The sequence below is a fragment of the uncultured Microbulbifer sp. genome, from assembly GCF_947504145.1.
Taxonomy (GTDB): Bacteria; Pseudomonadota; Gammaproteobacteria; order Pseudomonadales; family Cellvibrionaceae; genus Microbulbifer.
The window spans coordinates 340,970-354,849 of the sequence record NZ_CANNGQ010000002.1 but is presented as its reverse complement, the minus strand read 5'-3'; the positions used below and the strand labels follow the sequence as shown (position 1 = coordinate 354,849).

Sequence of the window (13,880 nt, the reverse complement as noted above, 5' to 3'; positions counted from 1 at the left end):
CAATGACAGATCTGGTTAAAGTAGAGGCAACAACCGCACAAGCACTGTTGCAACACATTGATATCAGCGACGAAGGCCGGCCATCACTGGTGCCGGACACCGCGCCTGAAGTCAGCATCCTTCGTTTGATGGAAGCCGGCTGTTATGCGGACGCGATCAAACTGTTGGCGCTGGGCCTCCCCAAAAGGGAGTCGGTATGGTGGGCTTGCTTGTGTAGCCGGGACATACAGACACCAGAGACCGATGAAAACAACGTAAAAGCCCTGGTCGCCACCGAAAGCTGGGTAAAAAAACCAAGCGAAGAGCGTCGCCTGATCTGCAGGCAACTGGGCGAAGCAACCGGTCACAAGACTCCCGCCAGCTGGGCTGCAACTGCTGCATCCTGGTGCCATGGCAGCCTGGCCGGGCCTGGTGAACCTGCGATCGAGCCGCCCTCTCATCTGTATGCGCATGCGGTCGCCGGCAGCGTCATTCTTGCGGCATCCATGTCGGATCCGGTGAAGCCAGAGCAGGCGTTCAGTCGCTACCTGCAGCAGGGTCTGCACCTTGCTCGCGGCGGCAGTGGTAAGCCGGCGTAATACAACAACCGGGGAGAGAATAATGGGAAAGCCGGCTTCACGAATCAGCGACATGCATGTATGCCCCATGACCACGGGAACCGTGCCCCACGTGGGTGGGCCGATTTTATCGCCGGGTGGCCCTACGGTACTTATCGGCAGCCTGCCTGCCGCGACCGTTGGCAGCGCCTGCACCTGTGTTGGCCCTCCAGATACTGTAGCGATGGGCAGCACCACAGTGCTCATCCAGAGCAAACCCGCCGCGCGCATGGGCGACTCCACCGCTCATGGAGGAAAAATCATTGTGGGCTGCCCCACCGTATTAATTGGAGGATAAACATGCGCCGCATCGGGCAATTATCTATAGCACTACTAATTCTTCTATCAATCTCAAATGCAGGATTTGCCATGTCACTTTTTGGAGGAAAAGAGGTTTTTCTGTTTTCAGACGTTTCCGGATATCTGACGTATAAAGAAAAGCCTGCGGCCCACGCCACCATTCGTCGCGTTGTGGAAATTGACGGCGACAGCTACGAAGATACTACCGAAGCGAATAGTGAGGGGTTCTTCTCGTTCGATGCACTGACCAAAAAAGATCGAGCGCTACTACCAAAAGAATTTGTTTCCCATCAGAAGCTGATTGCTGAATACGACTCCAAAGACATTCTTATCTGGGAAACCGTCAAGCGCAGCGAAGAAGAGAACGCGGAGCTTGAAGGAAAGCCGCTGAACTTTAAATGTGAACTGACCGACGAAACAAAGTTTGTCCACCTGATGCTGCACTCCATTGGCACAAACTGCACTTGGGATAGCTGAGGAAAATAGTATGAACGCGTTAATTTCTCATCGGGATGCGGCGAGCCTCGCCAGCGCTGTTTACGAGATCCAGAGTGATACCTTCACTCCCGCAACCATAGACAGATTCAAAAGCCAATGGGATCTATCCAGCGAAAGCAGTGTCGTGAATGGAAAATCTGGAACCCTCTGGGTTATCAAGAAGCAAACCGGATTTGGTGTAGTCGCTGAAGGACGAGGTGATTTTGAAGGCGATATATTGATTCTTCTCCGCGGCACCGACAACAATTTTGACTGGGCTACCGATGCCACCGTTGGATTCTCGCCCTCAGCTACGGGGAGATTTGTACACACGGGGTTCAATGCGTGCTTTCATAGCGTTCTCCCGGAGCTGGCACAACAGCTCACAGGTATTAAACAGCGCTTTAGCGGACAGGGCAAAACCATCGGCACCGTACACTGTGTTGGCCATAGCCTGGGTGGAGCCCTGGCAACACTGACGGCCGAATGGCTAAACAAGTCACAGCATGTTCACCATACCAACGTAAAGCTCTATACATTTGGTAGCCCGCGAGTGGGCGGTCACAGTTTCGTCAAACTCGTTACCGACGAGATGGACGAAGGAAAAGATATCTACCGGGTATACCACAAGACCGATGTTGTACCGATGGTACCATTGTGGCCCTTTTACCACCTTCCGGAAAAACGTCAGGGCTACTGCCTGAAAAGTCCAGGAAGTATGCCCTCGGGTGAATTCCACAAGATGAAAAACTACATTGCCAGCGTCAGTAAGACAGCGTCCTGGGAAACAATGTATGAACTGGAGCCCGATGTAACCCAAGGCGCGATCGAGCAGTGGCTCTCTTCAGATGGCCCTCTTAGCCTGACCATGAATACCATGAACATGATCAACAAAGCGATCGCGTATGTTCTACAGAAGGTGCTGAAAGTTGCGGGAATAAGCCTTCAACTCGGCATCGCCTCTGGCGTAACACTGCTCGACATGCTCGCCTACATTTTGATGAGGGGTATCGATTTTTCAAAAACCCTGTCTTCGTGGGTATACCGGCTCGTTAAGCGGATTATGGTCGCTCTTGGCATGAAGATTAAAAAGGATATCGATCTCACTATGAGCTTTATTCGCCATATCTTCAAGCAGCTGAAAGACAAGGTGGACCGGCTTGTACAGGTTGCCGTCCATTCAATTTTCGACCACTAAATCAGCCAGAGATAACGCCATCAACGTAACCTCTGTCTGCGCCACTGGCCTGGCAAATAATTTGCCAGGCCAGCCGTCTCCGTATCAGCCTACCTGATAAATGAAGCCTCCATCCTCACTGGCACCGACGTGAATACTGGTAACGTCTTCGCCTTTAGCCATCCTGTCCAGGCATTCGCTAGCCAGTGACGGCAACAGGGTGCGATTCAGAATCACCTCAATATTACGCGCACCCGTATCGGCCTCCTGGCAGCGGGCAACGATATTGATGAGTACATCTTCGTCGTAGCTGAAGTCTGCTCCATAATGCTCACGCACACGCTTTTCGATGCGAGACATATTAATCTTGCAGATTTCCACCAGATTTTCGTCATCCAGCGGATAGTAGGCGATCACATTGGCACGACCAAGGAAGGCGGGCTTGAACTTCTGCAATAGCTGGGGACGGATATTATCCATCAGCACATCCGGCTCCGGCTTCTCTTCCACCTGATCGAAGATCGCACGGATGGCATCTTCACCGGCGTTGGAAGTCATGATGATGACGGTGTTTTTGAAGTCGATATCGCGACCTTCACCGTCCTTGATGGTGCCCTTGTCAAACAGGCTATAGAAAATATCCTGCACACCCGGGTGCGCCTTTTCCATTTCATCCAGCAGGATGACCGAATAGGGTTTTCTCCGCGCCGCCTCCGTCAGTACACCACCCTCGCCGTAGCCGACATATCCGGGGGGTGAGCCGAGCAGCATGGAAACCTTGTGCTCCTCCTTGAACTCAGACATGTTGATGGTGGTGATATTCTGCTCGCCACCAAACAGGGTGTCAGCAAGCGCCAGTGCAGTTTCGGTCTTGCCCACACCACTGGTGCCGCAAAACAGGAATACGCCTACGGGCTTGCGGGAATCCGTCAACCCTGCGCGGGAGGTACGGATAGCCTGGGCCACAGCTTCGAGGGCGTGAGGTTGACCGATCACTCGCTGGTTTAGCCGCTCTGCCAGCGTCTGTACCGCGTGAATTTCGTCCGAGACCATTTTGCCCACCGGAATCCCGGTCCAGTTGGCAATCACTTCAGCAATTGCCTGCTCATCGACATCCGGCTGCATCAGCGGGGATTCGCCTTGAATTTCTTTCAGTTGCGCAGTCAGCTCAGTCAGCTGTTGCTTGAAATCACCCATGACCGATTGATCGGCGCCTTCTCCGTCGGTACTGCTATTGAACACTTCATCAATCTGATCTCGCAGCTCCCGGATCTGTGCCGTCAGCTCAAGTTCCTGCTGGTGCTGGTTGCCCAGGGTAACGAGGCGCTGCTCCGCCGCTGCTTTCTCGGCAATCAGGGATTCCAGTGTGTCCTCATGGGCTCCGGTGGCGGCGTTTTCCCGGCGCAGCTTGGCGATTGTGCGGTCTGCGCTATCGATAATACGCTGGGCGTCGTCGATAGCAGCAGGCGTGGAGGACTGCCCCAGGGCAACCCGTGCACATGCAGTGTCCAGCAGGCTCACGGATTTGTCCGGCAGCTGGCGACCGGGAATATAGCGGTGGGACAGTTTTACCGAAGCGACAATGGCCTCATCCAGGATGCGCACCTTGTGATGCTCTTCCAGGCTGGTGGCGATGCCGCGCATCATATCCACCGCTTTGGCCTCATCCGGCTCCTCGACTTTCACCACCTGGAACCGGCGGGTAAGTGCCGGATCCCGCTCGAAATATTTTTTGTACTCGGCCCAGGTGGTTGCGGCTAGGGTACGCAGTTCACCCCGTGCCAGCGCAGGCTTCAGCAGGTTGGCGGCGTCACCCTGCCCCTCTTTGCCACCGGCACCAATCATGGTGTGCGCCTCGTCGATAAACAGGATGATTGGCGTCGCGGACGCGCGCACCTCCTCGATCACCGATTTTAAGCGATTTTCGAACTCGCCTTTGACGCTCGCGCCCGCCTGCAACAGCCCCAAATCCAGCGTGCGAACAGCAACATCACGCAGGGGCTCGGGTACATTTCCGGTGGTAATTTTCAGGGCCAACCCTTCCACCACAGCGGTTTTGCCCACGCCGGCCTCTCCGGTAAGGATCGGATTGTTCTGGCGGCGGCGGGTCAGGATATCGATACACTGCCGGATTTCTTCATCGCGCCCCAATACCGGATCAATCTCTCCGTTACGCGCGCGCTCCGTCAGGTTCACTGTGTACTTGTCCAGCGCAGGCGCCTTGCTGGCAACCACTGGTGCCGTAGCACCATTCCCAGCTTCCGTTCCGCCATTCAGATGGCTGGACTCACCGGTGCGGGTAAACATCGCGCGGGCGGTTTCACGAATGGATTCCGGCGCGATGTTTTTCAGTTCCGGGCACGAATCCAGCAGTTGGCGGCGCGATGACTCGTCGAGAAGCAGTGCCGCCAGCAAGTGACCGGAGGTGATCACCGGGTGCCCATAGTCGATGGAGGCCAGCATCCAGCCGTTTTTTGCGGCCTCGACAATAGTAGGAGATAACGCCGCCGGGCGGCTGCTACCGGACTTGAAACCGGCAATCGCAGTGGCCAGTTGCTTGGCAAAATTGGAAGGATTTACCTCGTGTTTTTCCAGCAAATGGAAAAGGTCGGTGTCCGATTGGTCCAGCAGTTTCAACAGCCAGTGTTCAAGCTCGACGTTGTACTGGTTCTGCGCAAGACAGAGCCCGGCGGCGCCTTCCAATGAATCCCGCATTGGCGGCGTCATGGTGTCGATGAGTCGCTTCAGGTCCAGATTAATCATCGTAACGATTCCCTTGAGTAAATCCCTGTTATAAGTGTGTTAAATCGCAGAACATCTTCGCCCTGCTCAGGCCATCGGCAGCGCTTCTTCCGGCGAAACCTGGTCCGCGCTCAGACTGATCACTACTGGAGCGCCCTCGCCCTGCTCTGCCGCCATATGGGAATTCCAGCCCAACAAAGGCTGAGTCACGGCCTGGCTGGAAAGCTGTACCGGCGCGACCTGTTCGGTATACAAAGTGGCGGAAATTTCGAAATCCATTTCCACCCCGGCACTCAATTGGATAAACGATTTCAGCGCTTCCAGTTTGCGGCCTCCCGGCGCCATGTCCATATGATCCTCGTAGCTCATCGGCTCGATCACCACACGGAATTTATTCTGGGCCTGGAAACAGTGGGTACCCACAATGGAATCCACACCCAGCCGATTGTTCACGCCCAGCGGCTGCTCTTCGCAGGGCAGGCGTGTGAGCACATCCTCCGGCAACGTGTCCCACTGCCCCTGAAACTGGTCGATTGACACTTCGAGTCCGAAATAGCGGCGAATCATATGGGTGAGGGCCGCCGCTGAGCATTGCTGCCGGCCCAGGTGACCGGCCATGCCCAGCATGGCATCGTCGGGCATGGGCAGACGGTAGCGCATCTCGCTGGTGCCCATGCCTGCCACCGAGGCAATGACCTGGCTGAACAGGTCTGGCTCCTTGTCCCTGCGCAGCCGCGCCAGTTCGTAGTTCACCGGCATCTGGTATTTCTGCCAGGCTCGGTAAAGAAGCGAAATTGTGCGGTGATGGAATATGTCGAGAAAATCCTTTAGCGCAGGATTTTTTTCCTTGAGTTCCCGCTGCAGGGTTTCCGTCAGGTAATAGGGCACCACACCCTGACTACCCACAAGGCCGGTAAAACCGATCTCCATTTCCCACTGCCGGCTGCCGCCATCAGCAGGTTCTTCATCGCCATCACGTCGCTCTTGCGGACGAGTCAGACGCAGAACATCGGCGCTGACAAAAGACATGGAAGTCTGCGCCCTGAAGCGCAGAAACTCCCGCGATGGCGGTGTGGCTCCGCCAACTGCTTCGTTGTTTGCGCCGTGTTCGTCCCGCAGCGCGGCCGTTTCCAAAAGGCGCACGGCCTGAAAGAATTCGTACTCGTAGGGAGAACCTTCGAGCCGGTCGATTACACCAGTGCTTTGTCGCCCGCGCGAGGTGGCCATCGCTTCAGCTCTCCGTCCCGACCGCTCTGTTTCGCGATCAACCTGGTAAATGAATTGATTGAGCAGTAAAGCCCAAGGAAGCGCTCAATGACGCTGGCAAACAAAAACGGGCTGGTGCCCTTGAGCATCATGGAATCCAGCTCAATCGTCACTTCGGTACCGCGACAGAGCACGACACTCCCGTCAATCTGAATCGGCGCGGTAATCTGTCGGGTATCCATTTTCAGTAACGCCTCGATCATATTCCGGGTACTGCCGGAATTGCGGAAATCGTACAACCGAAGAATTTCCTTGAACGCTTCGCAACCGCCCTCGCCGCTGAGGGAAAGGTGATTCAGGTTCAGGTGCGAAATAAGTCGCCAGTAGCCCCGCTCGCGGTGCGGTGGGCGCAGAGTGTCGGTCGGCGCAACCACACTACTGATGCGCCGGGTGGGCGCATCGCCATCCACGATGGAAAGATGCGGCTGGGCGTTGCCAGTGGGTAGTTTCTTGGGCAGGTTCCGGTTGCTGCAGGTCAGGCGCAGGTCTAGGGTCTGGCCATCGGCTTGATAGGGATTGAAATCCAGATCGACCAGCGTGATATCCACTTCTGACGCCTGTTCATTGCCGTGCTCTCCCTCGATCACGTCCCGCCGACGGGAATACCAGAAGGCGCCCTGGGAGCCCGGCACCTGGCTGTGTTGCAGTCCGTAGAAACGACGATAGGGTGTGGTGTTACCTGTGCTGTCGGTACCGTTCACCTGATCGATGGAGTAGACCTCAAGGCCCGTACTGCGACGCACATCCGGCACGACCGGATATTGATACTGGCGGTGGTCGACTGGTATCGGATCTGCACTCTGGCTGAACAGATTGACCACCGGCGTGCAACCGAGGGCAAACATTTCCGGCGCAAGCTGCTTTTCCAACTCACCGTGGGTTTCTGACAGGTAGAAATACAAATTGAGTGTGTCGCCATAGCGGCTGTCGACCGCTTCATCCAGGCGTGTTACGTCAATGAACTGGAATTTTTCCGGAAAAGAAAAGTACTCGGTCAGCAGCCGATACCCCATAAATGATGAATCGGGATAGGGCAGCAGTGCGTCGTCCGGGTCCAGGCCCACCTGCTTCAACGCATCCGGCTCGAGAATGACAGGGGACGAGTCGCCCTCGCCATTGGCCACAACCACCTTTACGCAACGGGTCAGAAGCAGGTCGTACAGCTCGCAGATATGGCTGGGAAGACCGCGCAGGAAGAAGCGCAGGGAATCAGGCTTGAGTTCGGAAAAGCAGATTTCTTCCGAAAGGGTTTTCAATGAGAGCTTGAGTACCGCGTTCGCACCCGGGACATCATTGCAGCCAGGGGCAATAAACGGGCGTGCCATCAGGCTCGCAGAATCGACCCGAACAGGGCTGACATCTACCGGATAACAGCTGGTAAAGCGGCAGGTCTGTCCCTGAAAGCTCTCTGACTCCAATAGTAAATCCCGCTCGATACGCACAATGCTGTCGAGATCCACCTCCGGCTCAAACTGGACGATGGCACAGGACGGGATGGGACGCAGGTAGTGCGGGTACAGTGTTTCCAGAACCGCATCGGTCAGTTCCGGAAAGTCGTCGTTCAGTTTCTGTTGCACTCGCGCATTCATATAGGCGAAGCCGGAGAGCAAGCGCCCTACCAGAGGATCGTCCACGGCTTCGGTATCAAGCTGTAACCGGGATGCGGCGGCTGGGTGCAGACGGGCGAACTCGCCCGCGGTCTGCTGCACAAACGCGAGTTCTCGCTCGTAGAGGTCGATCAGTTTGTCACTCATCACATAATCTCCGATACATCCACCAGCTGCGTAACCGGGTTCAGCGTTGAGTCGAACACGATGACCTCGGAAGCGGGGTTCACGTGCAAAACCGCTTCCACACGGAAGCGGATACTGGGGTCTTCGATATCTACCCTGTCCTGAGTGGACACTTTGACTGAGCGAATCCTTGGCTCGAAATCCAGAACTGTGCGCTCAATGTCGCGACAGAAACGCTTGCGGCTTTCCGCGGAAGTCAGGTTGATGGTGGACAGGTCCGGCAGGCCAAAATTGATGTTGGAGGTTTCCAGGTGCTCGTGCTCCGGTGGGTGCGACAGGCAGCGGAAGCGGGTATTGAACAGGTGCTCCAGGTCCCGGCGCACCGCTTCGCGCAATTGTCTCAGCACCTGGTGAGGGCGATGCATATCCACCTGACCCGATGAGACCAGTAGACGATCAAGCAGCGGGGCCAACAAGCGTTTCTCGCGCGCCATCAGCTGACCGCTCCCACACCAATCTGCGACAGAGCGGTGGTCAACTTCAGCTCAGACACCAAGTGATCCACGGTGTAGTGGCTCTTCAGGTGAATCACGCTCTGATAGCTGCCAATTTTCCCCGGCTCATCCATCACCCGCACGCGCGCCTCCCGCAGAGGGTAGCGGGCAAGCATTTCCCACGATAGATCGTCCCGTCCAGTGGTATAGCGATCCATCCACTGCTGTAGTTGACGCTCGCAATCCGCCGCATTCATATAGGCACCGACTTTGTCGCGAATCATGACCTTGATATAGTGCGCAAAGCGCGAGGCGCAAAGGATCTGTTGCAACATGCTGCTGATACGGGCATTGGCGGTCGCCGATTTTGCGCTGTACTGTTTCGGACGCTGCAGTGAAGGCACGCTATTAAAAGCACTGTAGGGGGTATCGTAGCAGTGACACAGGCACACAAAGCCCAGATCACTCAGTTCCCGCTCGGCAAAATCTGTCACCAGGATGGACGTGGCCATTTTTACCACCTGGGTACTGCTATCCACGCCGTAGCCAACGGAAGGAAGCTGGGTTACAAGGCCACCGCCCAGGTGGTCTCGCGCCACACCGCGGATATGGGAGAACCAGCCCACCTCATCAAATTCCCGAATCAATACCGCCGCCATGGCAAACACGCTGTTGCCCCACAGGTAATTGCGACTATCCGGGCCCGCCACTTCCTCGCGAAACCGCAGACCGCCATGGGTACCAAAGTTGCCACTGTAGGGATTGCGCAGTAGCACCTGGGGCAAAGTGATGCCGATAAACCGGCTGTCTTCCAGGTCCCGCAGACTGTTCCAGCGAATGTATTGTTTCTGCCGGAAAATCTCTGCGAAGTTCATCGGCTTGGCCAGATCATCGTAGCGATCCACTCCGAACAGCTGTGGTGCTGCGCTGCAAATGAAGGGCGCAAACGCGGCGGCGGCCGTATGTGCGATCCCCTGCAGGGTAAACACATCGTCGTATGGGTGACCGTCGAAGGGGCGGTGCGCGATGTAGTAGTCACCGATCAACAGCCCGTATGGCTGCCCACCGGGTGTGCCGAATTCTTCGTTGTAAATCAGATGGAAAAACCCGGACTGGTCGAAATCCGGGGCGCGCTCTATATCCCGGCTCAGGTCTTTCCAACTCAAATCGAGCAAGCGGATCTTGATATTTTCCGCACTGGGGGCCTGGTGAACCAGAAGCGAGATACCTCGCCAGCTAGCCTCTAACTGCTGGAATTTCCGATGATGAATGATGCGATTGATCTGCAGGGATATCAGCGCATCAAGCTCGGCAATAATGCCGCTGATCCACTGCCGCACACTGCATTGCTGGCGTTCATCCGCCGGACCCGATGCCGCGACCAGGTATTCAAAAGCAAACAGATCGTCCGGCTCATCGAGAAACCCGCGCAGCCAGTCTCCCTCTCCAGAAAAACGCGTAAATGAGCCTCCGGAAAAGCCTGCGGATTCACAAGAGCGATCTACCGCACCAGCAGTGGTTCGAGGGGAAGCAGCAGGCAAGAGTAACTCCCGGAGTATTAGCGACTTCGGCCAGAAATACCGTAGTGGAAAAGAGAGGGCCGGCAGGGTTACCGGCCCACTTCATCAACCCGCGGAGGGGATATTGGCGACCATACGCATGGAGGTGGTGAGCTCCTCCATTTGCAGCCAGGGCTTCAGGTAAGCCACTGCACTGTAGCAACCGGGCTGGCCAGGAATTTCCTTCACTTCAACCCGCGCTTCCGCCAGCGGATACTTCGCTTTCATTTCAGCGCTCGCATCCGGGTTGGAGTTGGTGTACTGGGAAATCCACTTGTTCAGCCAGCGCTCACAGTCGCCCGCTTCCATAAACGAGCCGACTTTGTCCCGAGCCATCACCTTGAGGTAATGCGCGATACGCGATGTTGCCATCAGGTAGGGAAGACGCGCGGAAATCGACGCATTGGCGGTCGCGTCCGGGTCGTCAAATACTTTTGGCTTTTGCGCACTCTGGGAGCCGAAAAATACGGAGTAATCGGTGTTTTTGTAGTGACACAACGGCAGGAATCCCTGCGCGCTAAGTTCCGCTTCACGGCGGTCGGTAATACCGATTTCGGTGGGGCACTTCTGATCGAGGTCGCCATCGTCGCTCTTGAATACGTGGGTGGGCAGGCCCTGCACCTTACCGCCCCCTTCCGCACCGCGAATCGCCGTGCACCAGGAGTTTTCTGCGAATGCCTGTGCCATGGTGGTGCCCATCACATAGGATGCATTCATCCAGCAGTAATCTTCGTGATCGGCCGGCTTGGACACACCAGACTCATCTACATCGAACTCTTCAAAGTTGAACGACTCCACCGGCTTGGTATTGGCGCCGTAGGGCGTGCGCGCCAGAGTGCGCGGCATAACCAGAGTAACGAAGCGGGAGTCATCACTCTCGCGGAAGCTGCGCCACTTGATGTACTCGCCAGACTCAAAAATACCACCGAGATCCCGTGGCTTTGACAGCTCGGTGAAATCGTTGAAGCCAAACATGCCAGCCCCAGCCGCGGAGATAAACGGACAGAAGCCCGCAGCCGCGACGTTGGACATTTTGCTCAGCAGCTCAACATCTTCCGGGTGACTGGTGAACTCGAAATCACCGATCATGCAGCCAAACGGCTCACCACCGGCTGTACCAAATTCTTCTTCGTAGATTTTTTTGAAGGTCTGGCTCTGATCGAACTCAACAGCCTTGTCCAGATCCCGGAACAGCTCGCGCTTGGACAGGTTCATCATGCGGATCTTGAGCGTGGCCCCGGTCTCGCTGTTCATCACCAGGTGGTTCAGGCCACGCCAGGAACCCTCAAGCTTCTGGAATTTCTCATCGTGCAGGATCGCCGACAGCTGGCGGGACATGGCCTGATCGATGGCATTCACTGCTTTATTGATGGTCTGGGTGAGGTTGCGGTCCCAGGTGACGGTGCCCTGCAGTACTTGCTGGGTCAGGTTGGCAATCAGGTCCTGGGCTTCATCCGGCTGGGTCTGTTTGGTGGCAGAGATCGCCTGTTCAAGCAGACTGACCGACTGCTCTTCGACTTCCTGTTCTGCTACATTTTCAACTTCAGTACTCATTACGCATCCTCTCCCTTCTCTTCGCCGAGACCCAGCTGTTCTGAAATGGCGCTGACGTTATCGGTACTCTGCAGGATATCTTCCAGCACCTTCTCGAGGTCTTCAGAGCGGTCCGCCTTGCTCAGCAGGTCACGCAGTTTGCTGCGTGCTTCCAGAAGCTGCTTCAGCGGCTCGATCTGCTCGACAATCTGTTCCGGCGAGAAATCGTCCATGTGGTTGAAATCGAGATCCACTGCCATTTTGCTGCCGTCGCCGGCCAGGGTATTTTCTACCTGCAGATTCAGCTTTGGATTCACCTTCGCCATTACATCGTTGAAGTTGTCGCGATCAATCTGGACAAACTTGCGCTCTTTAAGCGGCTTGCGGTTCTCGGTGTTGTCCCCGGAATAATCCCCCATCACACCAGTGACGAAAGGCAGTTCCTTTTTGGCTTCTGCACCATTGGTCTCAACATCGTAAGTGATATGTACGCGGGGCTTACGTACACGCTTCAGTTTATTGTGAATGCTCTCGGACATCGGGGTCTCCTTTCCTCTAATCTGGAATCTCGGTGAGTACTGCATTTATTCGCCGGTCTATTCAGGCGATGGATTGTCTGGCTTGCTTGAAAGATTTACTTAAACGGGCTCTAAATAATTTGTATGAGAGTTTTCTACCAGCCGGTGGCCTCCGCAGGCTCTTTCTGTTCTGCGCCCCAACCACTCTCGCTTTGCGCACCTTGCGCGGCTGCAGGCTCGCCGGAAGTTTCGGACACCGGGCTGGCGGCAGCTGTTTTTGGCGGGGCGACATAGCGCTGACTGTCGCTGCCATCCAGCTTCACGCCGGTAAGCTGCGAGTACATCGCGCGAGACTGGTCATCGGGCAACAGTTCCGACATCAGCTCCGCCACCGTCATCCGGCCCCAGCTCAGCAAGCGCTCCAGGCCCGGCGCCAGAGGGGTGTGCGGCTCGTAGGTACGGAAATAGCGGGCGGCTTTTTCCAGTAATTGCAACGCATCTTCGCGGGAGGTGATTGCACCGGTAGGAACAGCGATGGACGGCTGGATCACAGCACCAGCCAGATCCGCTGCCGACACGGAAGACTCCGGTTCCCCGGAAGACACCGGCGTCTCTTCAACTGCGCTCAGGGATTCGAGAGGCTCTTTATAGATAAATCGGACGGTGCGCAGCACCTCGTCGAGAAGGCTGCTGATATTGGTACTGGGAGGCGCATCCTGGCCGCACTGTGTACGCAGGCTCTCTGTAATTGCCTTGAAGCTGGCCAGTGTGTCGTCCAGCGTATTCACCAGGTCCTGAGCCCATTGAGGGGCTGCACTTCTGGCGCACTGATCAAACTCGCCGATGTTGTAGCCAAGGGTTTCCAGCCGTGCCAGTTTCGCGTCGTCGTCGGCGATCTTGTCCGCATCGCGCGCCTGCTGGTACTGAAAAAATGAAAAGCCCCCGAAGTCTCCCTCGGGGGTAATATCTGCGCTGCGGATGGGCATCAGCAGGGTGCCATCGGCACCATCGCCATTGAGTCCGGTCAGGGGAGCAACTTTTGTTTCCAGGCCATCTTCGTCCGGTTCCGGATAAAGACCATCCCAATATCGCTCGACCAATCCCTGCATCAGCAACATCCCATCGCGCAGGCCAGGGAAACCGTGCAGGCGGATCAACGCTTCGGTATACCAGCTGGCCACTTCGAGGTCCTTGCTGGTATTGCGCAGGATTTTCTCCGCCGTACTGGCCACATCGCGCCAGGGAGCGAGCAGGTCACTATCGCTGTCATCAAACATCGCCGAGCGCTCGGCAGCTCTGGCGCTGTTACGCGCATCCTTGATGGTGTAGTAGTCGGACGTGGGCGATCGGTCCTCGCGGATATCTGCCCCCTGCGGGCTATCAGCATCGATTTCCGCCAATAGCGCATCAACATCAATTACGTTGGCAAATGCCATCTGAATTCCTTCTCTCGCGATTTTCTGCGAATGTTGTTCGTGAATATTT

12 protein-coding genes are annotated in these 13,880 nt (G+C 56.0%); 4 read left to right on the top strand and 8 right to left on the bottom strand.

The window, feature by feature from the left end; all coding sequences use genetic code 11:
- Positions 1–2: 2 nt before the first annotated feature.
- The 4 genes from Q1A74_RS08130 to Q1A74_RS08115 are packed head-to-tail and all read left to right on the top strand — an operon-like array spanning position 3 to position 2,571.
- Positions 3–578 (top strand): hypothetical protein, encoded by a 576-nt coding sequence (locus tag Q1A74_RS08130; RefSeq protein WP_299594505.1) that lies wholly within the window; start codon positions 3–5, stop codon positions 576–578.
- 22 nt (positions 579–600) lie between these two features.
- The gene (locus Q1A74_RS08125) at positions 601–894 is read left to right on the top strand and encodes a PAAR domain-containing protein (RefSeq protein WP_299594503.1); all 294 of its coding nucleotides are present in this window, start codon (positions 601–603) and stop codon (positions 892–894) included.
- A gap of 2 nt (positions 895–896) precedes the next feature.
- Positions 897–1,373 (top strand): DUF6795 domain-containing protein, encoded by a 477-nt coding sequence (locus tag Q1A74_RS08120; RefSeq protein ID WP_299594501.1) that lies wholly within the window; start codon positions 897–899, stop codon positions 1,371–1,373.
- 10 nt (positions 1,374–1,383) lie between these two features.
- Complete coding sequence (locus Q1A74_RS08115; RefSeq protein ID WP_299594499.1) at positions 1,384–2,571, top strand: lipase family protein; 1,188 nt, start codon at positions 1,384–1,386, stop codon at positions 2,569–2,571.
- 84 nt (positions 2,572–2,655) lie between these two features.
- Here the strand turns inward: Q1A74_RS08115 and tssH are convergent, their stop codons facing one another.
- The 8 genes from tssH to tssA all read right to left on the bottom strand — a co-directional run bounded on the left by tssH (position 2,656) and on the right by tssA (position 13,831).
- Positions 2,656–5,313 carry a type VI secretion system ATPase TssH gene (gene tssH, locus Q1A74_RS08110; RefSeq protein WP_299594497.1) on the bottom strand — a complete coding sequence of 886 codons (2,658 nt, stop codon included), beginning with the start codon at positions 5,311–5,313 and terminating at the stop codon, positions 2,656–2,658.
- Positions 5,314–5,379: 66 nt separating this feature from the next.
- Positions 5,380–6,519: a type VI secretion system baseplate subunit TssG gene (gene tssG / locus Q1A74_RS08105; RefSeq protein ID WP_299594495.1), complete on the bottom strand. Its 1,140-nt coding sequence runs from the start codon at positions 6,517–6,519 to the stop codon at positions 5,380–5,382.
- Positions 6,483–8,312, bottom strand: coding sequence for a type VI secretion system baseplate subunit TssF (gene tssF, locus Q1A74_RS08100; protein WP_299594493.1), 1,830 nt, complete (start codon positions 8,310–8,312; stop codon positions 6,483–6,485). The genes tssG and tssF overlap by 37 nt, the downstream gene beginning before the upstream one ends.
- Positions 8,312–8,785 (bottom strand): type VI secretion system baseplate subunit TssE, encoded by a 474-nt coding sequence (gene tssE / locus Q1A74_RS08095; RefSeq protein WP_299594491.1) that lies wholly within the window; start codon positions 8,783–8,785, stop codon positions 8,312–8,314. Before tssE ends, tssF begins: the two co-directional genes overlap by 1 nt.
- Positions 8,785–10,326: a type VI secretion system contractile sheath large subunit gene (tssC, locus tag Q1A74_RS08090; RefSeq protein WP_299594489.1), complete on the bottom strand. Its 1,542-nt coding sequence runs from the start codon at positions 10,324–10,326 to the stop codon at positions 8,785–8,787. The genes tssE and tssC (Q1A74_RS08090) overlap by 1 nt, the downstream gene beginning before the upstream one ends.
- Before the next feature lie 84 nt (positions 10,327–10,410).
- Complete coding sequence (tssC, locus tag Q1A74_RS08085; protein WP_299594487.1) at positions 10,411–11,898, bottom strand: type VI secretion system contractile sheath large subunit; 1,488 nt, start codon at positions 11,896–11,898, stop codon at positions 10,411–10,413.
- Positions 11,898–12,416, bottom strand: a complete 519-nt coding sequence (gene tssB, locus Q1A74_RS08080) for a type VI secretion system contractile sheath small subunit (RefSeq protein WP_299594485.1) — start codon at positions 12,414–12,416, stop codon at positions 11,898–11,900. The genes tssC (Q1A74_RS08085) and tssB overlap by 1 nt, the downstream gene beginning before the upstream one ends.
- Before the next feature lie 134 nt (positions 12,417–12,550).
- Positions 12,551–13,831 (bottom strand): type VI secretion system protein TssA, encoded by a 1,281-nt coding sequence (tssA, locus tag Q1A74_RS08075; RefSeq protein WP_299594483.1) that lies wholly within the window; start codon positions 13,829–13,831, stop codon positions 12,551–12,553.
- Positions 13,832–13,880: the final 49 nt, after the last annotated feature.